The organism is Flavobacterium gelatinilyticum (genome assembly GCF_027111295.1).
Taxonomy (GTDB): Bacteria; Bacteroidota; Bacteroidia; order Flavobacteriales; family Flavobacteriaceae; genus Flavobacterium; species Flavobacterium gelatinilyticum.
Genome location: NZ_CP114287.1, coordinates 2,474,767 through 2,500,695 on the forward strand (window position 1 = coordinate 2,474,767; position 25,929 = coordinate 2,500,695).

The following is a 25,929-nucleotide window of genomic DNA, read 5'->3' on the forward strand; positions in this document are numbered from 1 at the left end:
GTGACTAATCTGACCTGAAACATGAAACATGAAACATGAAACCTGAAACAAAATAATCATTCCAGCCGGATACACATGAATCCAAGGCAATTTACATAATTGATAATATTATCGCATTGTAGTTCTATACCTTCTACACGCAGGATTTTATCGCAATCCTCTAAATCAAAATTAATTTTATAGGCCGGAAACTGTCTTTTAATTACCGCTATTATATAATTGGTCTCAGCTTCCTTCTGCACGTTGGTTTTAAAAATCTCAACAATCATAACTATTAGATTTAAATCTTAAAAACTCTGAATTACTTTTTACCAAAAAGATTATACGATATCCCAAATCGCACATACCCCTGAGGATCTTCTTTATGATCATACACATATTTGCTTGTGCGTTCTCCCCTTTCGGTAAGACGAACGCTGAAAACATTATTGACACCGCCTTTTACAAAAGCTATAATTTTTGGGGTAAAACAATATTCATAGGTGATTCCGGTTTTTAATTCCAGCTGGTTCAGCTCATAAATTCCTTTTAGATTTGAAGTATTTAAATTGAGGTAAAAATTTTCTGTGTTTAATTCTGTTCCCAAAGAAATTCTTCCATCTTCAAGCAGTTCTCTTCTAAACAAAAGACGCTGCGGCAGAATAAAATCCATATCCCACTTTGAATTTTTAAATTTATGATTGACAGAAAAAAGTGGTGTAACCGGCACAATCGACGACGGATCCAGCAAAGCCAGAACCCCCAGCGTCATCGTTGTACTCGGCGTTCTTTTAATCACCACTACGGCAGAGGCAAAACCCTTTACACGCTGTGCATTATCTTCATTTCCGTCAACAGTTATTGTAGCATTGTAAATAGCCGGTTTTTTAAAAAGCGTAGACATATAGGTTCCTGTTAAAGCACCTGCCCAAAAATGAAATTCCCGACGGTCTCTTCTAAAAGTTTCGGCAGTTGTATAATTATAGATATCACCAAAATCATAACTTTCGTATTTATAACGAAGCGAGGTTGTCAAAACCAGTTTCTTAGATTTTGAAGCATAAAACGGCATATTGAAAGCGGCTTTAAACCTATTGTGATTTTCAATTCTTCCTCTTTCAAATTTATTCCCCAAAAAATCCGAATCATAATTAGACGGTCCTAATTCTTCGTACTGCACATCAAAAGTTCGTGTATTAGGAAACTTATCTACAACCGCTTTGGCAAAGGTTTTTACGCCAGGTTCTTTTTCCTGAGCGGTTAAACTAAAAGTGGTACAAACGAATAAAACCGACATGATTTTTGATTTCATAAAATTGGAGTATAGGATTTTGTTAGAGATTGTAATTGAAATTCAGCGTCAAAAGTAAATTACCAACTCCTATTATAACAGTAATTTTATACCAGTGGCGTCTATTTTATACGAACGGCGTTTGTATAATTTATCTCCTCCAAAACAGTAAAAACTATACTATTATAGTATTTTTGCCGTTATGACGATTGCAAAAATTTATCAAAACTTTATCCTTCGAAACATCTTCGTAAATACACTTGTATATCTTGTTATTCTGGCTTGTGTTTACGACGAAATAAAACTCGACGGACATACCTGGCAGTATATCCTCAGCCAGATTGCCATTGGTTATTTTCCCTGTATTATCTGGATAACCTGCTTTAATGTTTTTATTATTAAGCCGTTTTTATTCCGTAAAAAGTTTCAGCTTTTTTGTCTGCTGCTTTTAATCTACTGGACCGGTTTTTACTTTTTTATGGATTGGTTTTTTCCGTTTGTAGGATTAGGAAATTTAAAAACACTGCAAATATTATCTCTGATTATCAACGGAACATTTTTCTATTTTGTGCATATCGTCATAACCAAAAAAATGACTCAGGCTGATAAAGACATTATGAATTTCAAATCTGAACTTTCGTTTTTAAAACAACAGCTGAATCCGCATTTTTTATTGAATGCCATGAATAATTTATACGGAGAAGCACTGGCGGAACCTGATAAAGTTCCGGACCGAATCCTGAATCTTTCGGATATGCTCAGGTACCAGATCGAAGCTTCTAAAAAGGATTATGTTTTGATGGAAGAGGAAATAGGGTTTGTTCAGAAATACATTGAATATTATACATTTAGAAACGAAAGGCTTTCTGTAACCCAAAATATCGAAGGGGTTCATGATGAAATCGAAATTCCGCCTTTGTTCTTTTTACCTTTGGTAGAAAATGCTATTAAATTCTCCGGTGAAACATCGGAGCCTTTTATAAATCTGGATTTAAAAGTAAAATGCCGAAATCTGACGTTTACTTTAAAAAACAATTATCTGGATTCGGGTTCGCGTCTTTCGAGTACCGGAATTGGCATTGAAAATCTTAAAAGACGTCTGGAAGTTTATGGCTTAAAACACGATTTAAGCTGTAAAAAAGACAAAAACATGTTTACTGTAAAATTAAGTATATGGCATTTACCTACCGCTGTCTTATAATCGATGATGAGTCTCCGGCGCACAAAGCACTGATTTCGCACATCTCAAAATACGACGAACTGGAACATTCCGGAAGCGCCTTCAGCGGTATGGAAGCTTTGAAGATGCTCAATGCCAACCAATACGATATTATTTTTCTGGACATTAATATGCCGGTTATTTCGGGTGTAGAATTAATGGAATTACAGCCCAACCGACCGCTGACAATTGTCACCACCGCTTATTCTGATTTTGCGCTTTCGGCGTACCAAAACGACGCTATTGATTATCTGCTGAAACCCATTTCACCGGACAAATTTGCCAAAGCAATCGAAAAAGCAAAAACCTTTTTCTCAGGCAACAGCCTGAAAAAGGAAACCTCAACAAATTCCAAAACACTTTCTTATCGCATAAACGGACAAACGGTCGACATGCCGCTTGAAGATATTATTTATATCGAAAGTCTGGGCAATTACATGAAACTCTACAGCACCAAACTGAATCTGCCGCATATTATTTACGGTTCGCTCTCAAGCATTTCCTCAGAAATTGACAGTACAAATTTTGTACAGGTGCATCGCTCTTTCATCGTAAATGCGGGTAAGATTTCCTCTGTTACCTCCAAAAATTTAACCATGTCAAACGGAGAAAATATCCCCGTAGGCCGAAAATACCAGATCTTGCTGGACAGCTTCTTTAAGTAAACGTTACATAATCATTACGCATATAAAAATCTCAAATACAAATAGTTGAGATTTTTTTTTGTGGTAAAAAACCGTATAAATACTTGACATTATTTTTTAGAATTGTGGTATTCTTGATACAAATTAGTCCACAATAATTTGTTGGCTTTTACCAAAAAACAAACCTAAAAACAAACCAATTATGAAAAATTATGTAACCTTCACACTATTGATATTTTTTATCATTTCGTGTAATTCCAGCAAAGATTTAAAAAGATTAGATTCGAAATCTTTTTCTGGAAAAAATAATGTATTAGGATTAAATGCAATAAATGCAAATAACAATTATTATACTAAAGCTATAATTGATTATCTCCTAATTAAAAAAATAATAGATGGAAACAGTATTAGAGAATTTGGAATTCCGAAAAACAATCCCAAAAATGAAAACACTGAAAAAGTTCTTCAAATTGCACTTTTCCCAGAACTATCCACAAATACATCATATGCAAACACTAACACTGATGCAACAATAACAAAATTATTAGAATCAGGGATTAGAACCTGCTTTTATGATTTACCTTTAAAATTAAAAGATTTACAGAGTGGCTTTCAATTTAACCATTATGTATTTAAAAGTTCTAATCGTGCTGCTATGCAAGCATTTGGCATTGTCAATAGTGAAGTAAAAGAAAACTCTTTATACATAATTACAGATTATCTACAATATCAAGATATCAATTGCTCCGGTCTACCCACAATACGATATGCAGTAGGTATAAGAGCTGAGTTTAGAATAATTGGAATAGAATCAGAATCTCAATTACAAGGCATTGGTTCATTAGCTGGTCTCGCCGCTCAGGTTGAAACCAATTCACAAAAAGTAAATTTAACAATAAAAACAATAGGACTAACAGGTATTGATTCCAGACTTTCTATACCATCTAATACTACCTTCGATGTAAAAACATATAGTGATTACGAAAAAATAATTGATTTCATAAGAAATCTCAAAGATAACGAAGACAAAGAAGTTAAAGATAATAAACAACTAATTGTTCAGCCACAAATAATCCCAGTAATGGATGAATATAGAGCATCTCTTGAGTATTCATTTTATCCAATGCTAGAATCAATTGAGTTATTAGAATTAAAGCTAAGAACAATTGAAAAAAATAATTTATCTCAAATTGAAATTGATACAATTAAGAAAAATATAAATAGTTTAAAATTATCAATTTTACAAGATGAAACTAAGGATTTAATTAGGAAGTATAGACAATTAAATAATAATTATAATACTATAAATAGTACTTCGAATATTACCGAAATTTTCACCTATTTAAACAGAAAAAGTAATATCGAATCTTCTTTAGAGCAATTTTCAAAAGATACCACAAAAGATTCTTTAGCTCATAACACTTCAAAAAAAACACCTAAAATCATAGATTTGGTTGGAGGCAGAAATGTTTTAATTGCAAAAGAATGGGAAGAAAAAGGTTTCGATTATATTTTATCAAAAGAATTCGATAAAGCTATATTCGCTTTCAAGCAATCTGAAATTGAAGTACCACAATTTCATAGTTCATCTGAAATAGTAAAGTTTTTAAATGACAACAAATCTAAAATAACAAATAATAATAACGAATACCTTAAAGCATTAAAAATAATTCGTGAAAATTATACTTGGAGAGTTTCAGAAGAAATAATCAAAAAATTAGATACCAAATTAAAACCATAACAAATAACCATATACATTTAATTAAATACTTCCACTTGAAAGCTCAACTCAAAAAGTTGAGCTTTCATATCTCAATACTAAAAATCACGTAAAGATACGTTATGCCCTATGCTTATTTATTAATGCAATTGTTGAATAAAATTTTTATTTGAATTATGTTTTTCCATAAAGCAAATAATTAAGTTATTCAGATATTTGAAGACAATAAACAAAGTAAGAATTTAAAAAGAGATTAAAGTTTACTAATTGATACTAGAAATCAACTAACCAAAACAACTATGTACTCAACAACCCAACAAGAAAAAGATTTTTTAAATCAGGTAAAATCACCAACTACAAACTCTTTAAAAGAGTTAACTGATAGAGAACTAATGGAAAAACAAACTATTCATTTAATGAATATTGAGAAAAGTAACGAAAGAATAAAAGTCAATTTGCAATTTTGGTTTTATTTCGCGATTGTCGGTATTGTAATAGCTATTTTATTTTCAATACAATAAAAACATATCCAAAAACATTTTTCTATAATTAAAAAAGAATCTTTAATTCACAATATACCTTAAAAAAGAGTCGATCTTAAATAAAGACAGACTCTTTTTCTATATTTAACCCCTCCTCCTAAAATACCCAATAGCCCCAGTAGACCACAAAGCCAGAAAAATTAAAACAGGCTGAAAAAATAATCGGATGAGGCGTGCCTGATCTGTGTCGAGTCCGAAAGCAGGAGTTTTGTTTATATATTGAGCTATATTGCCCGGAAAAACCAATATATAAAATACTGCGAGAGCAATACCCGCTATAACTTTATATCTCGTTAGAAATACCATACTCAATCCCAAGGTTATTTCTACTACTCCGGAAAGTATTACAACTAAATCTTTATCCATCGGAACCCAGTTTGGAACCTGCGCCTGAAATTCCGTTCGCTGGAAAGTAAAATGACCAATCGCTGCTGTTATCATAAAAAGTCCCAGAAGTATCCTGAAGAAATTCTGGGTTTTAGTAGTTTCTATCGTTTCCATACGTTTTGTTTAAATCTTCTTTCAAATTTACAACAGAAAGACTTTCATTTCTTTGTAAAGTTTCGATCAAAAAATTATGAGATACCCACGTTTCAAATAGAAAGTTCATAAAACTCGCTGTCTATCTCGGCATTATCTTTGTGTTCCTCTCTAAAACCAGAAACGTCTAACCCTCAAAATCCTCACAAAAATGAAAAAACTGATACCCGCCTTCATTTTATTAAGCTGTTTAAGCAGTTTTGGACAAACCATTAACGGAATTCCAATTAAAGATTTAAATGTAAAATATCTGCAGATTATCGGAACCGAAAAATACATGTCGTCGAAATTAAATATTGCAATCGACATTGGCCAGCGAACCGCACTCCTTTCGAGCAACAAAGACACAGCACGCATTAAAGATGAAAAAGGAGAAGTCCTGGACTTTAACTCTATTATGGATGCTTTAAACTACATGTCGGCATACGGATATGAATTTGTACAATCTAATATCGTAACCATCGAAAAATCGAATACCTATTATTACTTAATGAAGAAAAAGGAATAAAAACCAATTTCTTTTTACAGCAAACAAAAAATCAGAACTGCAGCAAAAACCTGCAGTTTTTTTATTTTAAGTTAAACAAAAATCGCCTGTATTTTGGGCAGAAAATATAATGGTGTTAATTTTCTCTTTTAAAAAACGCCTTCCTTAAATAAATTTCCTACTTAATTAATTACCTTCGCAAAGCCGTAAAACGTTAATCCTATTTTTGTAGAACAATGAGCATTTTCAATTTATTCAGGAAAACAAATTTAGAATGTCCAAGATGTCTTGGCAAAGGACTTGTTGACTGGGAAGATATTCGGCGTTTAAACAAACAGCTTCGCTGGGTTCCGGCTCCATGCGCATATTGCAACGGCATTGGCAAGGTTCCAAAAGAGCAGCTCTTAAAAGTAGCTGTAGATTGTACATATCTTACGATTGACCTGCCCGATTCTGAAATAGAAAAAATAAAAGAAGGTCACGAAGAGGCCATAGAAAAAGGAAAACAACGCGAACTTTTTGTAGACAATATCATTCGCTATGCAGAGCATCATTTGTCGCAAAACATGGATGCCGAAAGTATCGCAAATCTCTATCTCAGTACCGAAGACGAAAAAGCTCCTTTTTCGGTCGAAAAAGAACACCTTATCAAATACATACAGTTGGTTATTGACTCTAAAGTTTAGTCTTAGTTTTCAATTTCAGTATTCAGTTTTAAACGCAGATCAAATTACCGCAAGCTTAAAACTGAATACTGAGACTGAACCCTGCATTAAAACTGCGAATTAATTCTAATCGAAGCCTTAACCAGTGCAATAGCCTTAATACTTTCCAGAGGAAATTCAAAAGTTTGATGATCTGGGTTTTGCGCTACAAACTGCACAAAAGAATCACGATCTGATTTCTTTAAAATACGGGTAAAGAAATTCTCATTACCATCGTTATTCACATAAATCAGATACATTTCGCCCCAGATAATATTCTCTTCCGGATTTTTTAAAATCTTATAAATAACAATATCGCGGTTTCGCAGCAAAGGGCTCATGCTGTCTCCCGCAACATACATAGCACCATCGCAGTCCGAGATATTAGGCATGCTAATCGTATCTACAGGTCTTTGGTGATTATGATCTCCAAACAATTCCACAATTTCCGCCGCGGTACTGCTGTCATAAAGCGGAATGTTTAAATTCTTACGCGGTTTACCGTTTCGTAAATAGGCAGCCGCATTTTCATTCAGGATATTCGGTCTGCACATATCGCCCACACCGTACATAAGCCATTCTACATTAATATCAGGGTATCTGTTTAAGATATTCTCTAATTTATCAACTCCAATAGTTTTATCGTTTTTTAGCTGGCTTGCAAAAGATCCGTTAGACATTCCCACTTCTCTTTCAAAAGCACTCACTTTCATTCCCCGGAAATCAATATATTGCTTGATTCTTTTAATTGTATTTTCTACCATAGCTTATTTTTTTAGAAATATTCTTATAAATCCTTTCAATTAAGAAATATCTTACGTATATTTGTCTTATTTTTAATACAAATTGAACAATGAGCAAAAATATAAAAACTAAGTTAAGTTACAACCAAGACGTGCTAAATATTCTAAAAAATAAATACGGGTATTCTTACGACTATATACGAAAATCGATTAGAGGAGACCGTGCAGGCGTTATCTGCGACATTCTGAAAAACGAATATCACAGGCTAAATAATGAGGCAAAAAAAGCCATCGAGAGTAAGGCCGGAGATTTATAGAATTTGAACTACAAACCATTTTACCTAAAATAAATTTTTGCTCAGATTAGCCGCGAAAGGCAGACCGTAATGACTGATTTTTCTAATTGCGGCTTTGCTTTTTAACTTTTCCTAATATAATCTTCGTATCTACAATTTATCACATCAAATGCAGTACAACAAAAAACAGGTATAAATACGTGTTGCAGAAACTTTAATTAATAGTATCATTGCGGTCTGAATAATTTTTTTTTAGAATTTAGTTTTCCGAAAGGATAATTTGTGTAAACGTTGTCATTTTTTTGAAAAAAACAAAGTGAGATTCAGTCCCAGCCGATTTGGATCTCGCTTTTTTTTATGCCTTTATGCAGAGTCGGCTTCGAAGGCACTAATATTTTTTGTTTCACGCAGATTTAAAAGGAATTTTAACTGCTTTGGAAGATTTAAAATTCAATTACCCACAAACATTATGGCAGAAATTCTTTGCGAACTTTGCAGTTAAATACCAGCCGCTAAAAAAACTTTATGTCATAAGATACCTTAGCAAAACCTTTGTACCTTTACCTCATAAACGCCACGAAAATTAAAGCCAAAAAATCGATATGAAACGAGAACATTATATCCCGTTCAACAAAGAATTTTTACTCGAACAACAGCTTGCCGCTTTCGCTGAAGATCCGCAGAAGACAGACGATTTTAAAAAATTATTCGATATAATCGAACATTATTATCACTACGAATCGTTTAACCTGAACCGAAACTTAAAGCAAAACTATGCTTTGTATGATCCGGATTTGAGCGAAAAAGAACGTGAGCAGTTTATAGGAAAAAGTAATTTCCCGGTTTTTAAAGAAACACTGCTCAAAGTTTTGGAGCGCGGCAATTATTACCGGATTGAAAAAGAAACTTTAGAGGAGGCTTTTAACGAATCTGACTTAATTGGTCTGGATCTCGTTATCGATTTTAATGCCTTTAAAGATTATGAACTCTATGCACGCGGCACACATAAAGCAAAAGAAAAAATTACAAAATTTTTCTTCTGGAAAAAAGAAGTCGAAATCGAATATTACGATCGTGTCCTGATTTACCTAAACTACAGCGATGCCGATTTCCTGACAGCCAAAAAAGTCAAATTAGGAAAAATGCCAATCGATCCGGGTTCTATCGCTCTGAAAATCTTTAAACGCGTTCCTAAAAATGATATTGAAACGGTTTTCCCAAATGCGATTCCTAGAATGTCCTTAAAAGACAAATTACTGCTTTGGGTTCCGGGTATTTTTGGAGGTATTTCGCTGCTGAGTGCCAAAGTAATTCCGGCTTTAGTTAATATGTACGAAGCTTACCAAACTGGAGAAACGATCAATTTATTAAACAGTAAAACGTCTCTGAATCAGGGCTTAATCGCTTTAGGAATTCTGGGAGCTTATTGTTTCCGTCAGTACAATAACTTCATCAATAGAAAAATCAGATATTCTAAAACGTTGTCCGACAGTTTGTACTTTAAAAATGTGGGGAACAACAGCGGTGCTTTTTACTCGCTTCTAAATTCATCCGAAGAAGAAGCTTTAAAAGAAACTATTCTAGCTTATACGTTTTTACATGTAAGCGAAAAACCGCTGACCGCCGAAGAACTGGATGAACAAATCGAATCCTGGTTCGAAACCAAACTCAAAACTAATCTCGATTTTGATGTTCACGATGCTTTACTAAAATTGCAGAGCATTGGTCTTGGCACAGAAAACAATGGCAGATGGACGGTTATTCCGCTCCACGATGCACTGGTTAAGATTGATTATTTGTGGGATAACGTATTTCAGTACAATCAAAATTAGGTATTGGATTTTATATTGAAAATTAACGCTTAAAAAATGCTTTTTTTAGCGGGACTTTGCAATCTATTTTTAAATTTGTAAGAAGAATACGGGTTTTGTAAATTATATTTTTAGAAAATCTCTTTATTTATTCGTCCTATAACTAATAGTAAACAACTTTAAAAGCCCCAAAAAATGAAACTTACCAATTTTTTAAGCGATCAGGGTTACGACATTATCGAAGGTCCTGTACGAAACCACAAGCCCCTGCAATTATGGATTAAAAAACCATTTGATGAAGCACAGCTGTACTACGCCCATATTGAGCATGCTTTTAAAAGCAGTGTTGTTTTGACTGAAATCGAAAATCCGGCATTAAATGTAAGCACCAATCAAAACGATGTATACGGATTTAATATTGGTATTACCCTTTTGCAGGAAATCCTGAAAACGCTTGGTCTGGGCGCATTTGAGCTTGAAAATAAAATCAAATCCGGGAAAAAAGTAACAATTAGTTACGATAATTCGGTTACCAAAGAATATGCACTCGGGAACATTGAAGATTTTATGTACAACGCTGATTTTGTGCATCCAAATCCGTCTCTATTAAAAAACGCAAACCGAAATCATATTCTTGTTATTACCGGAACCGTATTTGCTAAAAACCTGATCGTTGATATTGAAACAGATTTTACGCTCGATACTAATCTTATCGCAGGTTTAAACGAAGTCGCCAACGGAAAACTGGATTTTTCGATCAGTAATCAGAAAAAATTAAAAATGGTTTCGAGTTCTGAAATTTATTTCCCCATAGCCGTAAAAGCCAGCCGTATAGATTACGACAAAAGCCGTTTTAAAAAATTGATTCTGGTTACAGATTTTAATAATATCTTTTAATTTTTTTTGCCGCTAAGGATCAAGGTTAAATCTTAACTTATCTAAAAGACTTTGTGCCTTAACGCCTTAGCTGCAGATTACATTTATTTTATTAGCTTTACAAAACTAACCTTACAAACCAAAAAAATGAAAACACTAGAACAATGGTTTGCGGAATATTCCGTAAGCCACCAGCATCCAAGAAACAAGGCTATACATTATATCTGCGTTCCGGTCATTTACTTTTCGATCGTGGGTTTATTAATGAGTATTCCGAGCGGGATTATTGCCGAAACTTTAAAACTGAATTCACCGGTAATTGAAAACTGGGCTTGTGTTGTTCTTGTTTTTGTCCTGCTGTTCTACATTCGGTTATCGGTGGTAATGGCGCTTAAAATTGCTGTTTTTTCTTTTTTCTGCCTTATTGCAAATTATTATCTGGCGCAGATATTTCCGTTATGGATATTTTCGCTTGGCTTATTTGCAGTGGCATGGGTCGGACAATTTTATGGTCATGATATCGAAGGCAAAAAACCGTCTTTCTTAAAAGACATTCAGTTTTTACTTATAGGTCCGGCTTGGGTTGTGGAGAATTTATTTTCTAAAAAATAATAGTAATCCAGAATTTAAATATTCTTTATAATTCTAAAATATAAAATTATCTCAGCTTCATTTTCTTTATGTAAATGGAGCTTTTTTATTTATTAGCTTTATCCCATCCTCAAATAGTGAATTACAAAAATTAAATAATGTTTTACGGAAGCCCTCATATAGACACTATAATTAGTTTATTTATTCATATCATCCTCTTTTTCTTAGTTTCAATAGTTTTCTCAATTGTATTAATAACTATTTTTAGAAAATGGAAAGTGATTTCTTTTTCAACAGTTCTAAAGTCAAATTTAGCGCTGTATGGAACTTTAATCTGCGTCTATATCCTCAGTTTCATATTCGGTGTTTATATTTTGATGTTTAGCCAAAAAAATGATTTACCTGAAAAAATTCTTTACATTACATTTTTCATTATTCTATTTCTTATTCAGACATTCTTCTTCTCAAGATATTTTTACAAACATCAAAAAGACAGATTTATACAAGTATACAAGTCACTCACTATACTTATTTATTTTAGTTCATTAGTGTATATCTTAATATGTTATTTTCCAATTGATAATTATGACAAATACTTAACACATTCTAAAACTTACACTTATCTGCCTGTAAATAATAAAAAAACATTACTGGACGGATCAACTCTAAAAATAGATTCTGCAATTTCAACTATTGAATATTTTAGCAATAAAAAAACTGTAGAAAATGATTTAAGTTTTACAATTTACTTTGATTGTAAAGAAAATGAAACGAAAATGCCTCCTTTTAGCTTTAAAGCTTTAGATTCTATTAATGAATTTGGAGGATCAAGTAGTCAGATGAAGTATAAAGAGTTGTTTTTAAAAAAATTAGATGATTCTATAAAAATTATAATTGAGGAATATTCAGAAAAAAGTACATTAAAAAATGATCCTATACTATTTGTAAAAAGAAAGACCTTCATAAAACGTTTTCCTTAAACTGATAGATTTAAAACAGTTACAAAAAATAAGTATTTCCCGCAATGAAACATTACTTATATTAGCTCTGCCAAAACCAAATCTTTATCAGCATTAAAGATATAGCCGAAGATCGTAAGAACTATATAAAGCTGATTATTGAGTTAACCCGAAAACATAAAATGAAAATAAAAAAAACTATTCCAAATCCTGTTTCCAACGAAACTTCTGAATTGTGGAAAGAATTTTTCAAAAGGCTTCTGTATATCGGATTGTGTATCATTATCATATGCCTTTTTGCCAATAACAATGATGCTTTCAGACTCGTTCCTCTGCCCTTTCTTTTCATTGCGCTCTACCAGATTATTGCAATTATTAAGGTTTGCGAATATCTAATCAATGAATATTTCCCGCTAAAAACGCCATCGAATAAAATTGCTAAACCACTGGATAAGTTCTTTCATTATTTTGCGCTGACCATTTTTTTCTCCGGATTATTAGGTTTGATATTTGAGATTAGAAATTTTGACCGTACCATTAACGGAGCCGTATTTTTCCGCAACACCTGTTTTATTGGAATAGGAATTGGAATTGCATTTGCTGTTCTTTTAAAAATACTTTCGCCGAGTGTTTATGACGAAAACAATCGAAGATATACCGTGATTTCTGGTTTCATATTAGGTTTCTTTCTCCTTACTCCCTCCGTTTCCAGCTTTGTAAATCACACTCTTGCTGACGAACAAAGAGTCTGCAAAAATTTCACCATAACCGAAACAAGAATTACTAAAAAAAGATCTAAAGAATATTTCGTTTACCTCGATATGGAAGATCATCGCAATGAACGATTTTCGGTAAATAAAAATAAAACCTTTTACAAAGGAGAACAAATCGAGCTTTGTATCCTGAAAGGCAGACTGGGTTACGATTATGTTGTTGAGTTTAATAAAATGACGAAATAAAATCCTGCTTTATGAAATTACTATACCCAATTCTTTTAATTTTTATACTTACTGCCTGTTCCGAAAAAAAAGCTCCCGAAAAACTGAGCCGTGATTGTCAGCTTGAACTTAGAATTTATGGCAGACCGGGAGAACATGCCTGCGCTGCTTTTTTTAATCTGACAGATAAAACAAAAGATACTTTGTATGTCTCGAACTTCAGGAATATAGACGGCAAAGATTCGACTATAACTAAAAAAATTAAACTAAATCCTGCTGAACAAGATACTCTTTTCAGCTGTTTTCAGAGTGTTAAAGAAAAATTTAATCCCGAAGACAGCCATCCTGCGCTTGACGGCACTAGAGTATGTGTAAGTATTCTCAATTCCGGCAGAGCGGTTTCATACTATTATTTAGGCTTAAGCAGGGCGAATGATGCAGGTTATGCAGTAGATAAAATGATTCGTTTTATAAACAAAAGACTGGATGAAGATAATCAGATGAAGTAAAATTTGCTGACCTAAAATTCTCATTCAAACTTTTATCAACCCAATCAGATTCAAAAACCATGAAAACTATAATTGATAAATCGAAGCTTCTAGTAAAGCTCTTTTTAAGCCTTTACAGTCTTGCAGTTACTGCTCAGGACAAAACAGCCGATGAACTGAAAAATTTATTAGATAATGATCAATTTGACAAAATAATCAGTCAGTACACATCAGATTACAAAGAATATTCGGCAAAATCGCTGTATTACATCGGGCAGGCTTATTATATGAAAGAAGATGATGCAAACTGTCTTAAATTCCTTGATTTATCTATAAATAAAGACGATAAAGATCCTTCGCCAATATATATAAAAGCTTCAACTTTAAATTATATGGGCAAATACGACGAGGCTGTAAAATGGTTCAAAAAAGCCATTAGTTTAAAAGCAGATGATGCCGAATTTTACAGCGGACTCGGAGATTCTTATTATCAAATTAAAGATTACAACGCCGCTCTGGACAGCTACAAAAAAGCTACAGAACAAAATGCATGTCCAAACCGGCCTTATTTAATGATAGGTCAGATTTATTCGGCTCAAAAACAAAATGACAAAGCTCTGGAAGCATTTTATACCGCAAAATCTAAAATCTCAAAAGAATCCCCTTCTTATTTAAGTGCTTTGTTTAATATCGGTCTTTTTGAATCTTTACAGGGAAATTACGAAAAGGCAGAACCGGCATTTACAGAACTCATTCAAATAGACCCTTCTGACTATCATTCTTATGCAAAACTCATTCAGGTATATTACCACAAAAAAGAATATGAAAAAGCAAAACCGTACAAAGACAAACTATACGAAGCGTACGCAAAAGGAGTACTAAAAGATAATGTAAAAGATATGTTTTGTTTCGATCAATTTAAATGGAATGGTTATTCTGTTCAGGTATTTGAGCGTTACGAAAATAAAAACACAGGCAATATTTACAATAAACATATTTTTTATTTTTTTGATGATTCAGATAAGCTGGTATTGCGGGTTCAAACCGAATTTTCGCCCATTTCTGTCGAACTGGGCGGTCCTAAATATTTGCTTTGTGCCACTAAAACAGGTGCACGTTATAATCCGGGAATAGGATTTAATGATGACCTTAATTATGATGATTTAAAAACTCAGGCATTAAAGGTTTTTGATAAGTATAAGTAAAATCTAATATTCCAAACTTCGATAATCTTTGGTAAATTTGTATATAACCCAACTTCAAGATTATGAGAAAGATAATTGTATTGTCGATGATTTCACTAGATGGTGTAATGCAGGCACCGGGCGGACCAAAAGAAGATACTTCAAACGATTTTAAATTTGGCGGCTGGACAGCACCTTTTGGCGATAAAGTGTATAGCAAAGCGGTTGAAAACGAATTAAAACCAGCAGATTATCTCTTAGGAAGAAAAACTTTTGAAATTTGGGAAAACTATTGGCCAAACAATGCTCAATTCTGGCCGGGGATTAACGAAGGCAATAAATATATTCTCTCTAAAACCAGAGAAAAATCAGACTGGAAAAATTCTCATTTTATCTCAAGTCTGGCAGATATAAAGAAACTTAAAAATTCCGAAGGCTTGGATATTCAGGTTTGGGGAAGCAGTGAACTCATTCATTTATTATTAAAAAATGACTTGGTCGACGAACTCCGATTAAAAATTCATCCTGTTCTTCTTGGTAAAGGAAAAAAACTTTTTGATGATAATGCTCATCCATCAGGATTTACATTAACCGAAAGCACCGTTACTACAACTGGAGTCATTCTCGCCAGTTATAAACGAGCCGGAGACGTAAAAACAGGAAATGCCGGAGAAACTATTAAATAAGTTATTAAATTAGAAAACTAAAATGAGGAATTATGTACAAGTAATTCCTTTTACCAAAAAACACAAATGAAAAGATTTATAATTACAGGAATTACAGCAGCAGTCTTAAGCTTATCAGGCTGTACTGGAAATAAAAAAGAGGAAAACTACTTAAAGTCAATCGAAAAAGAAATTAATAAATCTGTTGAAGATTTTAATAATAATCCCGTTTATAAGCTGACTGAAAAAACAATTGATACTACTGACGATAAACATTTAATGGAAATCGTTTTTTTTTACTTATCAAAAGAAATAACAAATTATAACAAAGAGTTTGAAATTGTAAGTTCCTGGAATAAATCAAAGCAGGCCATTTATATAACTGAAATTTGGGAAGCAGAAGTAAACAATGGAGGTCACAACCAATTTTACGCCAACTCAAGCGGACGGTTAAACGAATTTCTGCCTGACGCTTTAAAGTTAATTGGAGCTGTTAAAAATTCTGAACTGGCAAAAAAAGCCAATGAAACTTTCGAAAAAGAAAACGCCAAAATTACGCAGTATCAGGATGGAACGGTAAAAGGGTTCAGCAAATCGTACGAGAACAATCCGTTGAACAAATATGACGATGAATTTTATGACCTCAAGAAAACTGAAAATTTAGAGCAGTTACAAGTAAATTTTATAAGAAAACACAAAGCTGAATTTGGTAATTAAAGCAGAAAAAAAACAGGCAAAACTGCTTTTCTCCTTGTTCTAGTTTATTACAAACAAATTCATTTTTTTTTTTACTTGATTAATTTTTCAAGCCTTTGCATCATTTCCTCTTTTTCTTTGAGCATACGCTCGTACAAAGCAATCTTTTCTTCATGGAGTTTTAAAACCTCTGTTACAGGATTAAATATGGGATGAAGATTAATTGCCGAGGCTCCATCTTTAAAATCTGAAAAAGTATTAGAAATAATATTTATGGCTTGTTCTTCATCAAAATTTTGAAAAGCTTCAACGGGAATTTTCAATACTGCCGAGATTTGTTTCAGCAGATTATCTTCGATTACATCTTTCTGCTCGAGCATCGAAATTTTCTTTTGGTTCCAGTCTTCTCCCAAATCATAAGCCAAAGCTTCCTGCTTTATGTTAAGCATTTCTCTAAAACGTTTTACGTTTCGTCCCTGATGTATTTTCTGTTCCATAATGCATATCTATTTTTTCCGAATCATCAAAGATAAAGTTATTCGGATTAAAAAATTTGATTTCTAAAGATAAAAAATATCCCGAAAAACAGATTTTTAAAGGATATTATAGCCGTTTTTTGAATAGATTATCCTTTTTAAGAATTTGTGTTTTTTTCTTGTAATATCTTCTAAATATAAGTTCTAAATAAACTGTTTAGTTATAGAGTAACTTTTACAACTTTTTATAATCGCCATTTTGGAAAGAGGCTGAAAACTATGATACATTATTGAAGTACTTGACAACTTTACACAAAGCTAAAGTATTAAATCCCATTTGATGATTTATATGCTTATTATTATATATTTGATATGCATTAGGCTGGACGCCATTTATAAAACCAAAGACAATTTAATTAACTAAACCTAACTAAAATATGCACAAACTATTTTTATCATTCATTCTATTATTCCTTCTTCCTAACAAATCTCAAAATAATATAACTGCTGATATTGATGGAAATAAATACAATTTAGTAAAAATTGACAAGTACTTAATCTCTAGTGAAAATTTAAATGTAAGCCGTTTTAATAATGGTGATTTAATACCCGAAGTAAAAACAATGCAAGAATGGCGAAAGTATGGCAAATTAAAAAAACCAGCCTGGTGCTATCACGAAAACAATCAAAAAAACAAGAAAAAAATAGGGAAAATTTATAATGGTTTTGCCGTTAATGACCCCAGAGGTATATGTCCTAAAGGATTTCATATTCCAACACATAAAGAATGGAAGGCAATAATTACTTCTTTAGGCGGTTACGACAATGCTGGTTTACATTTAAAATCTAAAAAATGGGATGGCGATAATAGTTCTGGCTTTAACGCTCTTTCAGGCGGATACAGAAGTACTGTAAATGAAACCGATTTTTACCCATTAGACTATTGTACTTTGTTTTGGAGTCTTCAGGCAACTAAAAACAGTAATGATTTTATTGGTTTAACGACAGAAGATAATTCTGTTATGGGTGAAGTTTCTGCACATACCACAGCGAATGGAATGTATGTTCGATTTATCAAAAATGATTAAAAAAGGTACCTGTTTTGGTGAAAGTGACAAATAGAAATTAAAACAAAATAATGAAATATATCGCAAAACTTTTAACACAGAATTTTTAAAGAAATATATTTTTTAATTGTTTGAAAAAATAAAAAACTACCGTTACAGCTAATACAATGGAAATACTCATAACATTATTATGTATAATTACAGTGTTAGTAATTTTATATTTTGGATTAGCATTTATTTTAATTCAAATCCGCAGACCAAAATTCAATAACAAGGGATATACAAAACTTGAAAAAAAACTTTTGGATATTTTTACATCTATGTTTGATCCTGATTTAGCTGAAAAAATCAAGAAACAAATTGAATACTTCGAAAACAAACGCAAATGGAGGCAGTATTGGGAGAAGAGTATGTCAATAGAATTATATGGAGATAAAAAAATGTCACCTGACTTAAAATATTCGAGACAAGACGAAAGTAAAATTGCAACCATTAAATTTAAAGTAAACGAAGAACAATACAGCATTGTGTTTGATAGTTATGACGGTAGGATTTGGGGATGGAAAATAAGACCTAATCCCAAGCGAATTCAGAAGACAGACAATATTGAAATAATTAGCAAAAAGATTAACAATGATCCAAATGAGAAGGTTGTAATTAGTATTGAAAAAACAAAATTCAAGACAATTCCAAATTTTGACGGCGTGATTGGAGAGATTGTAAAAGTGAAAACAATTAAAACTGCATATAATCCGTTAATTTCACAGCAAATTGAGACATTTAAACGAAAAATTGACTCTGTACTCCCTAATGGTTACATACAAATCATTGAGCAAACTGAGGGCTTAGAGTTTAATGATTTTCGAATTTTAGGAATTTCTGAAATACAAAGAACCGGATTAGATGATGGAGATTATTTTCATTTAGTTGAATTTGATGATGGAATAATTGCTGTAAAAGAAAATGATCAAAATGGTGAACTTTATTTTTGCCATTTTTCTGATGGATTGATTGATGAACTGGGAACAGATTTCGACAAAACATTAAAAGAAAGAACTACCTTAAAGAAAAATTGTGAATAATAGAATTTTAACATTAGAAAAATTAAAAGACAAGGAAAAATTCTCAAACGAAGAATGGGAAAGTCGTGGATTGAATCCGTCAGAAAAAAGTCTATGCATTTCACTTGAAAATTCTTTAAACGATCTATTAACTAATTTAATTTTTGCAAATAATACAAAAAAATCAGATAAAGAAATTGAGGATATATTTGATCTCCATTACAAGGAAATTAAATTTGACGAATTAGATACAGAAGAAAGAGAATTTGTAATGGATTATTTTGACGAGATTGCCGAAATTTTAAAGATCGATAGTCTTAACGAAAAACTAAACTTTTGGGCATACGGAACTGAAACTTATAATCATGAAGAAGCTGTAAGAAAAGCATCAGAAGAAGTATTAGCAGAAGAAAAGAAAAGACATGAAATTCTTTCTATAGAATGTCAAAAATGCAAAACTCAATTGGAAACTTTTATACTGCAACGAGATAATGAAATTCCTAGTTTTGAGTTTGATATAATTAAATGTGTAAAGTGTTCTGAACTTAATATTCTCGATAAAGGCTGCGGAATAAAAAGATATAGATTTCTAAATTATGAACTTATAGAAGAATTGCCCAAAGAAGAATATGATTTATCCAAAGCTTTACTAAGATTAGAACAATTAAAAAACAAAGAATAAAAGCAAGTAGTAACAGTTGCTATAATATTAGCCTGATTTTGAATTAAAAAAAGATGAAACGAAATGAATTTCCGAACCATAAAAAAGCCTGCAAAATATAAACTTTGCAGGCTTTTCAAATTTTATTAGTGACCTTGACGGTACAGAATTCGAACCATTTGATGGAAGATTTGAAAATTTTAGATAGCAGCTTATAAGTCCATGTTACTTTATTCAATTATTTTATTATTCATCCATTTTAAATATTTTAAAACAATTTCAAATCAACGTATTCTTATATAGCTAAACTACCCATTTAAAATTAAAGTTTTTAAATACGAGTCAATAGAGTCTCAATGTGTCTTAGGTATTCCTGTTCAGTAACATTACCGATTTTCACACCTTTGACATTGATTAATGAATCAACTATTTTATGTTTTAAAATCTTTTTCTCTAAATTACTATTATTATTAAAACTTCCAAGATAGAGTAAGATTATAATTTTTTCTGCTGTGGTAAGATTTCCTTTTAAAAAATCAATATAAAATACAGAGTTCTCACTCTGTTCAATATGATTCATTATCAAATCTAAAGTTTTAAAATAACCATCAAAAAAACTACTATTTTCTTTAATTAATTCATTTAAAATGTTTTGGTAAAATCCTCTAATATAACTAACAGGTAAATAATAAAATTTAGAACTTATCAGTTCTTTAAGAGTTCTATTAAGATTGTCTTCATAATCAATGTCATACATGTTAATTCTATATCTTTCATCATAATCAGCTTTCAAATAATCATGTTTGAATTTTTCAAATGTTGGAAATATTGTTCTAGAAACAACATGCTTAAATATTTTTTCATAGTCTTCATCTGAAAAAATATTTGGATCATTTAAAAATATTTTTTTTGAAAAAGATTCCATTCTTTTATCAATTCGCACTTGAATTGTTTTTAAGAAATAACTCAAAATATTATACCCTGAATAATGTTCGTCATTTGTTGCTTTAAAAGAATATAATGTAATTCTTTTATCTAATGAGTCTATTAAACGAAAATAATGCTGATCATCATTTTGTCTCTTAAATTGTACTTGAATATCTTGATTCGCTTTAAATTGCACTTTAAATGCAAGGTACACTAGAACGCTTCCTGTTAAACTTAGAAATGGCGCTAGTATCCCTGCTATATTACTACCGACATTCGATGGATCATCTAAGTATTTTAAATCAATATGATCATTAAATACAATTAATGGCATACCTAAAAAAAATATGCCCAGAATTATTATTAACAATATTTCCCAAATCGTAAATTGGAACTTTCTATTTTTATCAAAAAAATTTGTCATTTGTTTACTGAAAAAGTTCGTTACTTCTAACTCTTGGATTTATCTTTGGGCAAGCCTTTTTAAATTCTTCTATATATATATTCTCTATTTCTTTTCGAATTTTATCGTATTCGATTTCATTTATTTGATACAGAGTTCCATCGTGCATTGGGATCAAAAATTCAACACCTCTAAAAAAGTTATTATAAACTTGTAATAATGCATTCTTGTAGATTAACGATGCAGTAGCTTGGATTTTATGACTTAGAGACCATATAATCTCTTCGTCGTCGTCTTTTGGACACCTAAAGTTGCCATTTAAAGTCCCTATTTTCTTATTTTGAAAAATTTCTAAAGCAATACTTTTTCTATAATTCTCTAACTTTCTAAATTTATGAAAGTAGGACTTAGCCTGTAAGTCTAATGATTTATCTCCATACATATATCTATAAAAAATTATTTTCGCATCATCTCTTTTGCTTTCATCTCCTAAAACACTTTTAGCTAAATCTTTATAAATATCAGAATTATACAATGCAATCATATTTTCATCATCACTTAATGATGCTAAAATTCCTGCTTCAAACTGAGAATAATCAATGTATAACAATTTCATGCCTAAATCGGGAACAATTACATCTCTATTAACTTTTCTTAAGTTTTGTAAAGATGGTTCACGTAAAATGATTCTTGATGTTATAGTACCAAACCCCAAATATCTTGGATAAGTTCTCTGTTCTCCTCCCCATCTCGATATGATGTACAAAAGACTTTCTAAATCCTGTTTATTTCTAAGAAGATCATAGAAATACTCACAAATTAAATCATCATTTCTTCTAGTTTTAAAGGTATAAAGTAAAGATTCGAAAATTGTATAACCTTTTGAGTTTAGATAAGTTTTTTGCTGTTTTTCATTTTCGGGTGCAAAAATATTATATTGTAGTTGCAGAATATTTTTTATTCTATAAATTTCCTTATCTATTTCAACACATTTCTTTTCAGCAATTTCTTTATTAATTCTAACACCTTTTATTTGTCTTTCATGAATTAATTTATTTATTGTTATTTCAACATTTTCAAAACGATTCTTTTCAGAAACATCGTTTTCTATAAGTTTTAAATACAAAACAGCTAAATGTTGCAGAACTAATTTAAAGTTATCGAAATTTAACTCAAATCCAGAATCTATAATTTGATGATGCTTTAAAAAATTTAATACTTTCCAATTTTTATACTCTCGGAATTCTTTGCCCTCCTGTGACATCTGTTTATCAAACGATTCTAAATCTATAATTATTGGTAAATTAACCTTTGGATTTCTTGAATACAATTCCCTAATCAAATCACTAGCTTGAAAAGTTATCAATCTATCGGTACTTCTGAATCTCAAAGAATTATTTGCTTCAAAACTTTCAAAATCTTCTAAGTTTAACGAATACCATTGAGACTCAATGCACATTAAGATATACTTTTTCATATTTAAATTGAATATAATTGTTCCATTAAATTTTCTGATTCTTCGTCATCTTGTTCTTCAAAGCCTTGGACAAATATTAAATCTCTATTTTTATATTTATGTGTAAATTGATGTGCACTAATTAAAGATTTATCAATAATCTTACTATCAATGATATCAACTGGAAATGATCTTAATGCTATTAAAGCAATTCTATTCTGAAAATATCTACGTGTGAATTTTTCTCCAAACTTGCGCAGAATTACTCTTCTATAGTCGGTATCCACAGAACATATATACAATATCATAGATGCAATAACTGCACGATTTGTTTCATCATTTTTTTCAATTTGTTCACAGGCAAATCTTCTTAAATCTCTTGCATCACATTTGTGTTTTGCTAAAAGCAACCAAATTTGATACGTTTGAAAAGAATATGTATTATATCTATCATCTAAAACGATCATTTTGAGAAGACCCAAATAATCATTTATTATTGTTTCTGTTGGAATTAAGTTTAATACTTTACAAATTTGGGTAGTAATCCATGGTTTGTCTTTTAAACTTGATACAGCACTCTTAATTACTCCTTCAAAACTTGTAGTATGAGAATTAATATCTGTTTTAACTAATAATGCAATTGTATTTAAGGAGTAATTTAATTTACTAGCTGATTCCTCGGAATTATTTAAATCTTCATTTAAATTCTCTTTCAGCAATCTTATACTTAAATGGAATGCTTCATTTCGATGAGTATAATTTTCAGACTTCCTAAGTGTAGCTAATTTATTCAGCTCTAAATCAAATGTGTCATCATAAAGATTTCTTAGACATTCATTACTTAATAACGTAGTCTTTTCAACATCTACAAAATTCAGTATTTCTGTTTTTTGGGAATTAACAGATAGATGACATCGTCGTAATTCAAATTCAAATGTCTGGAGAATTCGTCGTGCCTCATATTTATCTTTGCAAAAAATCCTAATATCGTCCATAAATCGATAATACGCTGGAGAAATATTTCTCATGAGTACATCTATTTGATTTAAGTAAAATGATGCTAATAGTGATGATGCATCACTATTTTGAGGTAGACCTAGTTCTTTTTTAGAAAAATTCTTTATCATTCCTTCGAGAAGGGTTGATGCATTTTTTTCATTTTCAGTTTCACAAACTCTCTTTATCTTTTCAACTAAAAGTTTTTTATTGATATTATCATAAAAATTAAGAATGTCTATTTGTATTACAGCTCCATATATATAATTTCCATGCTCGTCCACCTGATTAGCACTTTCTGAACAGATATACTTCATCTTTCTCCATTGCTCAACCCCATTAAGAATAAGTTGATTTTCAGAAAATTTATTATACCTTGCAGAATAAACATTGGGGATCATTGATTTATCAAGTTTGTCCGCAAGAACTCCTACGGTCGCCATATACATAATTCTATCTATAAATGGAGAAATTAAAGCTTGTCTAAGAGTCAGTTTCTTTTTAGGAACAAAAAAATTTTCAGCTTCTTCAGCTTCATATTTATTTACCTCGAAAAAAGTCTTAAACTGCTCAAATAAATAATCTTGATTTAAAAGATCAATATATTGCAATGGATCATGAAACCAATCATCCATCATGTCTATCTTCAGCCTTTTTCTTGCAATTTCCAAGTCTAGACAAACATTATTAATAAATGCTTGATGGATATCAATAATTTTATTGTTAATTTCTCTTTTACTTCTTGATGATTCTGTATCAAGCTCAATTTTATTTAATAGTTTTAATTTCTCATTAACTTCTGAAAAATTAATTAGAGTACAATCTATTGTCTCTCCTTGAAATTTTTCATTTGGATACTTACATATTATTCCAAACAAAATGTTTTTATTTGCATGGAAAACACCACCTCCAGAAATACCAGGTAAATAATTAGGATCATAATTTCCTTGTAGCTTAAAACTCTTCATTTCTGTGTCGTCCCTTTTAAGCTCGAATTTTTTCAATCGATCTTTATTTGCTAGAAATACGCCCCAAGAAAAGAAATCCAGATCTTCATTTTCTAATTTATCAGAAACAAATATTGGAGAAAATGTTATCTCCTCATTCTTGTTGATTATTATTATAGCAAAATCTTTTTCAAAACCGATCAATCGCTTCTTAACATCTGATTTTTTAATATATTCAAGTCGTTTAAGTTGCCCTTCATGACTACTATACAACACTTCAATTTTACCAATATTATCGTGATTCAGAGGCAAATCAGGATCCTCCTGAAAAATATGCTTTGCTGTAATTATATAATTATAATCCAGATAATTTGGCGTAACGTATACTACTCCCGAACCAAAATTATGAACTCCTTTTATTGTCGTCAATATCTTAACTCCACAGTGCTTAAGTTCATCAGATAATAATCCCATAGTCCTTATTATTTGGAGTTAATTTAAAATTATACTTTTCTTTTTCTTTTTCTGTTATCTGAAGATTTATTAAAGCCTCATTGTAATTAAATATAAAATCCAGTTTATCTTTATCTCTCTTAACAAATTTTAATAATTTTAAAAGTGCCCTTTTATTTGGCAGATAATGTCTTTTACTACTAGTGCTGAAAATATAATTATTACATTTTATCTTTTCTAAAATTTTTCTATTTAAGCTTCTATAGCTTCCATGATGCGGAAGTTTAATGTAATCAAAAGACAGTCTATCAGTAAGAGATTCTGCTAACAAATTCAGAACAATTAATTCTAATCTATCAGGTGTTACATCTCCAGTCAGAAGGACTTTTTTATCATCACATTCCACATTAATAACGATACTGCATTTATTAGGCAAAGAGGTATCCTGATTTTCATCATCTATATATTTTTCTAATTCAGACATTGTGGATGTCCAATCGCATTTAGCATCAGAAAGCCTTACACTCTTATGGCTGCTGTACATATTGAGATCTTCAGAAGTTGGAGAGAGGAAATCAATTTTTAAATCATCAAAAACTATCTGAGCAGTTTCTTCAGTACATTGTTCCCACTTGATAGATAGTTCCAAAAACAAATTTTCTAATTCAAAAGATTGTTTATAAGAAAGTAGATTGTCATTTTGAGGTAAAGGTACTAGTCCTAATATTTTTCGAGGAGAATTAAATAAGACTCTTTTAATAAAATCCTTTCCATAATTTCCATTTTTTATAGATTTTACCAATTCTATTATGCCTTTAATGTGATCATCATCATGATGAGTAATAATCAATAAATCTATTGCTTCTTCCTTAGAATAAATTTCATTTACTTCATTTATCAGATAGCTACTATCATTACCACCATCAATCAAAACATTATACTTTTTATGATGAATTAGTATTGAATCACCTGATCCTGCCTTTAAAAATTTTATGTTCATTCAAATTACTTTACTTATCTTAAAAAGACTGTTAAATTATTTCAAATATATAGATATTTATCCCATCTCAAAGAAAAAGCAAACTTTAAAATGTATAACGAATGACATT

At 31.1% G+C, this 25,929-nt stretch carries 28 protein-coding genes; 19 read left to right on the forward strand and 9 right to left on the reverse strand.

Annotated features, from left to right (window positions below; translation table 11 throughout):
* Nucleotides 1-56: 56 nt before the first annotated feature.
* Together OZP11_RS10405 and OZP11_RS10410 are read right to left on the reverse strand one after the other, a co-directional pair.
* A complete protein-coding gene (locus OZP11_RS10405) occupies nt 57-269 on the reverse strand; it encodes a hypothetical protein (protein WP_281235135.1) in 213 nt (70 codons plus the stop codon).
* A 32-nt stretch (nt 270-301) separates the two neighbouring features.
* Nucleotides 302-1,291, reverse strand: coding sequence for a DUF6268 family outer membrane beta-barrel protein (locus OZP11_RS10410; protein WP_281235136.1), 990 nt, complete (start codon nt 1,289-1,291; stop codon nt 302-304).
* A gap of 181 nt (nt 1,292-1,472) precedes the next feature.
* On the opposite strand from OZP11_RS10410, the gene OZP11_RS10415 reads away from it, so the two are divergent.
* From OZP11_RS10415 to OZP11_RS10430, 4 genes are all read left to right on the forward strand, one after another.
* Entirely contained in the window at nt 1,473-2,471 is a 999-nt protein-coding gene (locus tag OZP11_RS10415; RefSeq protein ID WP_281235137.1) for a sensor histidine kinase, read from the forward strand.
* Nucleotides 2,444-3,154 (forward strand): LytR/AlgR family response regulator transcription factor, encoded by a 711-nt coding sequence (locus tag OZP11_RS10420; protein ID WP_281235138.1) that lies wholly within the window; start codon nt 2,444-2,446, stop codon nt 3,152-3,154. Before OZP11_RS10415 ends, OZP11_RS10420 begins: the two co-directional genes overlap by 28 nt.
* Before the next feature lie 181 nt (nt 3,155-3,335).
* Nucleotides 3,336-4,874, forward strand: a complete 1,539-nt coding sequence (locus tag OZP11_RS10425) for a hypothetical protein (protein ID WP_281235139.1) — start codon at nt 3,336-3,338, stop codon at nt 4,872-4,874.
* A gap of 278 nt (nt 4,875-5,152) precedes the next feature.
* A complete protein-coding gene (locus OZP11_RS10430) occupies nt 5,153-5,374 on the forward strand; it encodes a hypothetical protein (protein ID WP_281235140.1) in 222 nt (73 codons plus the stop codon).
* A 105-nt stretch (nt 5,375-5,479) separates the two neighbouring features.
* On the opposite strand, the gene OZP11_RS10435 is transcribed toward OZP11_RS10430, so the two are convergent.
* A complete protein-coding gene (locus tag OZP11_RS10435) occupies nt 5,480-5,896 on the reverse strand; it encodes a DoxX family protein (RefSeq protein ID WP_281235141.1) in 417 nt (138 codons plus the stop codon).
* Nucleotides 5,897-6,086: 190 nt separating this feature from the next.
* On the opposite strand from OZP11_RS10435, the gene OZP11_RS10440 reads away from it, so the two are divergent.
* A complete protein-coding gene (locus OZP11_RS10440; protein WP_281235142.1) occupies nt 6,087-6,443 on the forward strand; it encodes a hypothetical protein in 357 nt (118 codons plus the stop codon).
* Nucleotides 6,444-6,658: 215 nt separating this feature from the next.
* Nucleotides 6,659-7,108 (forward strand): hypothetical protein, encoded by a 450-nt coding sequence (locus tag OZP11_RS10445; RefSeq protein ID WP_281235143.1) that lies wholly within the window; start codon nt 6,659-6,661, stop codon nt 7,106-7,108.
* Between the two features lie 86 nt (nt 7,109-7,194).
* Here OZP11_RS10445 and OZP11_RS10450 read toward each other — a convergent pair whose 3' ends face one another.
* Complete coding sequence (locus OZP11_RS10450) at nt 7,195-7,890, reverse strand: S24 family peptidase (RefSeq protein ID WP_281235144.1); 696 nt, start codon at nt 7,888-7,890, stop codon at nt 7,195-7,197.
* 89 nt (nt 7,891-7,979) lie between these two features.
* On the opposite strand from OZP11_RS10450, the gene OZP11_RS10455 reads away from it, so the two are divergent.
* The 10 genes from OZP11_RS10455 (at nt 7,980) to OZP11_RS10500 (ending at nt 16,394) form a co-directional block, all read left to right on the forward strand.
* Nucleotides 7,980-8,186, forward strand: a complete 207-nt coding sequence (locus OZP11_RS10455) for a hypothetical protein (RefSeq protein ID WP_281235145.1) — start codon at nt 7,980-7,982, stop codon at nt 8,184-8,186.
* A 581-nt stretch (nt 8,187-8,767) separates the two neighbouring features.
* The gene (locus OZP11_RS10460) at nt 8,768-9,997 is read left to right on the forward strand and encodes a TMEM143 family protein (RefSeq protein WP_281235146.1); all 1,230 of its coding nucleotides are present in this window, start codon (nt 8,768-8,770) and stop codon (nt 9,995-9,997) included.
* Nucleotides 9,998-10,171: 174 nt separating this feature from the next.
* Nucleotides 10,172-10,873, forward strand: a complete 702-nt coding sequence (locus tag OZP11_RS10465) for a gasdermin (RefSeq protein ID WP_281235147.1) — start codon at nt 10,172-10,174, stop codon at nt 10,871-10,873.
* Between the two features lie 126 nt (nt 10,874-10,999).
* A complete protein-coding gene (locus tag OZP11_RS10470; RefSeq protein WP_281235148.1) occupies nt 11,000-11,464 on the forward strand; it encodes an Mpo1 family 2-hydroxy fatty acid dioxygenase in 465 nt (154 codons plus the stop codon).
* A 137-nt stretch (nt 11,465-11,601) separates the two neighbouring features.
* A complete protein-coding gene (locus OZP11_RS10475) occupies nt 11,602-12,423 on the forward strand; it encodes a hypothetical protein (protein WP_281235149.1) in 822 nt (273 codons plus the stop codon).
* Nucleotides 12,424-12,584: 161 nt separating this feature from the next.
* Nucleotides 12,585-13,361, forward strand: a complete 777-nt coding sequence (locus OZP11_RS10480) for a hypothetical protein (protein ID WP_281235150.1) — start codon at nt 12,585-12,587, stop codon at nt 13,359-13,361.
* 11 nt (nt 13,362-13,372) lie between these two features.
* Nucleotides 13,373-13,849 (forward strand): hypothetical protein, encoded by a 477-nt coding sequence (locus tag OZP11_RS10485; RefSeq protein WP_281235151.1) that lies wholly within the window; start codon nt 13,373-13,375, stop codon nt 13,847-13,849.
* 59 nt (nt 13,850-13,908) lie between these two features.
* Nucleotides 13,909-15,033 carry a tetratricopeptide repeat protein gene (locus OZP11_RS10490; RefSeq protein ID WP_281235152.1) on the forward strand — a complete coding sequence of 375 codons (1,125 nt, stop codon included), beginning with the start codon at nt 13,909-13,911 and terminating at the stop codon, nt 15,031-15,033.
* A gap of 62 nt (nt 15,034-15,095) precedes the next feature.
* On the forward strand, nt 15,096-15,698 hold the full coding sequence (locus tag OZP11_RS10495; protein ID WP_281235153.1) for a dihydrofolate reductase family protein: 603 nt from the start codon (nt 15,096-15,098) through the stop codon (nt 15,696-15,698).
* A gap of 66 nt (nt 15,699-15,764) precedes the next feature.
* Complete coding sequence (locus OZP11_RS10500) at nt 15,765-16,394, forward strand: DMP19 family protein (protein WP_281235154.1); 630 nt, start codon at nt 15,765-15,767, stop codon at nt 16,392-16,394.
* Between the two features lie 71 nt (nt 16,395-16,465).
* Here OZP11_RS10500 and OZP11_RS10505 read toward each other — a convergent pair whose 3' ends face one another.
* Nucleotides 16,466-16,870: a helix-turn-helix domain-containing protein gene (locus tag OZP11_RS10505; RefSeq protein WP_281235155.1), complete on the reverse strand. Its 405-nt coding sequence runs from the start codon at nt 16,868-16,870 to the stop codon at nt 16,466-16,468.
* 416 nt (nt 16,871-17,286) lie between these two features.
* Between OZP11_RS10505 and OZP11_RS10510 the strand changes: the two genes are divergently transcribed.
* The 3 genes from OZP11_RS10510 to OZP11_RS10520 all read left to right on the forward strand — a co-directional run bounded on the left by OZP11_RS10510 (nt 17,287) and on the right by OZP11_RS10520 (nt 19,659).
* Nucleotides 17,287-17,937 carry a fibrobacter succinogenes major paralogous domain-containing protein gene (locus OZP11_RS10510; RefSeq protein ID WP_281235156.1) on the forward strand — a complete coding sequence of 217 codons (651 nt, stop codon included), beginning with the start codon at nt 17,287-17,289 and terminating at the stop codon, nt 17,935-17,937.
* 146 nt (nt 17,938-18,083) lie between these two features.
* Nucleotides 18,084-18,998 (forward strand): hypothetical protein, encoded by a 915-nt coding sequence (locus OZP11_RS10515; RefSeq protein ID WP_281235157.1) that lies wholly within the window; start codon nt 18,084-18,086, stop codon nt 18,996-18,998.
* On the forward strand, nt 18,991-19,659 hold the full coding sequence (locus OZP11_RS10520) for a DUF4844 domain-containing protein (protein ID WP_281235158.1): 669 nt from the start codon (nt 18,991-18,993) through the stop codon (nt 19,657-19,659). The genes OZP11_RS10515 and OZP11_RS10520 overlap by 8 nt, the downstream gene beginning before the upstream one ends.
* A gap of 310 nt (nt 19,660-19,969) precedes the next feature.
* Here the strand turns inward: OZP11_RS10520 and OZP11_RS10525 are convergent, their stop codons facing one another.
* Genes OZP11_RS10525 through OZP11_RS10540 form a run of 4 tightly spaced genes read right to left on the reverse strand, consistent with a single transcriptional unit; the run spans nt 19,970 to nt 25,820 of the window.
* Nucleotides 19,970-20,989, reverse strand: a complete 1,020-nt coding sequence (locus OZP11_RS10525; protein ID WP_281235159.1) for a hypothetical protein — start codon at nt 20,987-20,989, stop codon at nt 19,970-19,972.
* 4 nt (nt 20,990-20,993) lie between these two features.
* Complete coding sequence (locus tag OZP11_RS10530; RefSeq protein WP_281235160.1) at nt 20,994-22,445, reverse strand: DNA polymerase; 1,452 nt, start codon at nt 22,443-22,445, stop codon at nt 20,994-20,996.
* Nucleotides 22,446-22,447: 2 nt separating this feature from the next.
* Nucleotides 22,448-24,841 (reverse strand): RNA-directed DNA polymerase, encoded by a 2,394-nt coding sequence (locus OZP11_RS10535; protein WP_281235161.1) that lies wholly within the window; start codon nt 24,839-24,841, stop codon nt 22,448-22,450.
* The gene (locus OZP11_RS10540; protein WP_281235162.1) at nt 24,825-25,820 is read right to left on the reverse strand and encodes a ComEC/Rec2 family competence protein; all 996 of its coding nucleotides are present in this window, start codon (nt 25,818-25,820) and stop codon (nt 24,825-24,827) included. The genes OZP11_RS10535 and OZP11_RS10540 overlap by 17 nt, the downstream gene beginning before the upstream one ends.
* Nucleotides 25,821-25,929 lie beyond the last annotated feature (109 nt).

Excerpts from the sequence above, each read along its gene's own strand:
- OZP11_RS10405 (WP_281235135.1), bottom strand. The coding sequence starts at position 269 with ATGATTGTTGAGATTTTTAAAACCAACGTGCAGAAGGAAGCTGAGACC.
- OZP11_RS10410 (WP_281235136.1), bottom strand. The coding sequence starts at position 1,291 with ATGAAATCAAAAATCATGTCGGTTTTATTCGTTTGTACCACTTTTAGT.
- OZP11_RS10415 (WP_281235137.1), top strand. The coding sequence starts at position 1,473 with ATGACGATTGCAAAAATTTATCAAAACTTTATCCTTCGAAACATCTTC.
- OZP11_RS10420 (WP_281235138.1), top strand. The coding sequence starts at position 2,444 with ATGGCATTTACCTACCGCTGTCTTATAATCGATGATGAGTCTCCGGCG.
- OZP11_RS10425 (WP_281235139.1), top strand. The coding sequence starts at position 3,336 with ATGAAAAATTATGTAACCTTCACACTATTGATATTTTTTATCATTTCG.
- OZP11_RS10430 (WP_281235140.1), top strand. The coding sequence starts at position 5,153 with ATGTACTCAACAACCCAACAAGAAAAAGATTTTTTAAATCAGGTAAAA.
- OZP11_RS10435 (WP_281235141.1), bottom strand. The coding sequence starts at position 5,896 with ATGGAAACGATAGAAACTACTAAAACCCAGAATTTCTTCAGGATACTT.
- OZP11_RS10440 (WP_281235142.1), top strand. The coding sequence starts at position 6,087 with ATGAAAAAACTGATACCCGCCTTCATTTTATTAAGCTGTTTAAGCAGT.
- OZP11_RS10445 (WP_281235143.1), top strand. The coding sequence starts at position 6,659 with ATGAGCATTTTCAATTTATTCAGGAAAACAAATTTAGAATGTCCAAGA.
- OZP11_RS10450 (WP_281235144.1), bottom strand. The coding sequence starts at position 7,890 with ATGGTAGAAAATACAATTAAAAGAATCAAGCAATATATTGATTTCCGG.
- OZP11_RS10455 (WP_281235145.1), top strand. The coding sequence starts at position 7,980 with ATGAGCAAAAATATAAAAACTAAGTTAAGTTACAACCAAGACGTGCTA.
- OZP11_RS10460 (WP_281235146.1), top strand. The coding sequence starts at position 8,768 with ATGAAACGAGAACATTATATCCCGTTCAACAAAGAATTTTTACTCGAA.
- OZP11_RS10465 (WP_281235147.1), top strand. The coding sequence starts at position 10,172 with ATGAAACTTACCAATTTTTTAAGCGATCAGGGTTACGACATTATCGAA.
- OZP11_RS10470 (WP_281235148.1), top strand. The coding sequence starts at position 11,000 with ATGAAAACACTAGAACAATGGTTTGCGGAATATTCCGTAAGCCACCAG.
- OZP11_RS10475 (WP_281235149.1), top strand. The coding sequence starts at position 11,602 with ATGTTTTACGGAAGCCCTCATATAGACACTATAATTAGTTTATTTATT.
- OZP11_RS10480 (WP_281235150.1), top strand. The coding sequence starts at position 12,585 with ATGAAAATAAAAAAAACTATTCCAAATCCTGTTTCCAACGAAACTTCT.
- OZP11_RS10485 (WP_281235151.1), top strand. The coding sequence starts at position 13,373 with ATGAAATTACTATACCCAATTCTTTTAATTTTTATACTTACTGCCTGT.
- OZP11_RS10490 (WP_281235152.1), top strand. The coding sequence starts at position 13,909 with ATGAAAACTATAATTGATAAATCGAAGCTTCTAGTAAAGCTCTTTTTA.
- OZP11_RS10495 (WP_281235153.1), top strand. The coding sequence starts at position 15,096 with ATGAGAAAGATAATTGTATTGTCGATGATTTCACTAGATGGTGTAATG.
- OZP11_RS10500 (WP_281235154.1), top strand. The coding sequence starts at position 15,765 with ATGAAAAGATTTATAATTACAGGAATTACAGCAGCAGTCTTAAGCTTA.
- OZP11_RS10505 (WP_281235155.1), bottom strand. The coding sequence starts at position 16,870 with ATGGAACAGAAAATACATCAGGGACGAAACGTAAAACGTTTTAGAGAA.
- OZP11_RS10510 (WP_281235156.1), top strand. The coding sequence starts at position 17,287 with ATGCACAAACTATTTTTATCATTCATTCTATTATTCCTTCTTCCTAAC.
- OZP11_RS10515 (WP_281235157.1), top strand. The coding sequence starts at position 18,084 with ATGGAAATACTCATAACATTATTATGTATAATTACAGTGTTAGTAATT.
- OZP11_RS10525 (WP_281235159.1), bottom strand. The coding sequence starts at position 20,989 with ATGACAAATTTTTTTGATAAAAATAGAAAGTTCCAATTTACGATTTGG.
- OZP11_RS10530 (WP_281235160.1), bottom strand. The coding sequence starts at position 22,445 with ATGAAAAAGTATATCTTAATGTGCATTGAGTCTCAATGGTATTCGTTA.
- OZP11_RS10535 (WP_281235161.1), bottom strand. The coding sequence starts at position 24,841 with ATGGGATTATTATCTGATGAACTTAAGCACTGTGGAGTTAAGATATTG.
- OZP11_RS10540 (WP_281235162.1), bottom strand. The coding sequence starts at position 25,820 with ATGAACATAAAATTTTTAAAGGCAGGATCAGGTGATTCAATACTAATT.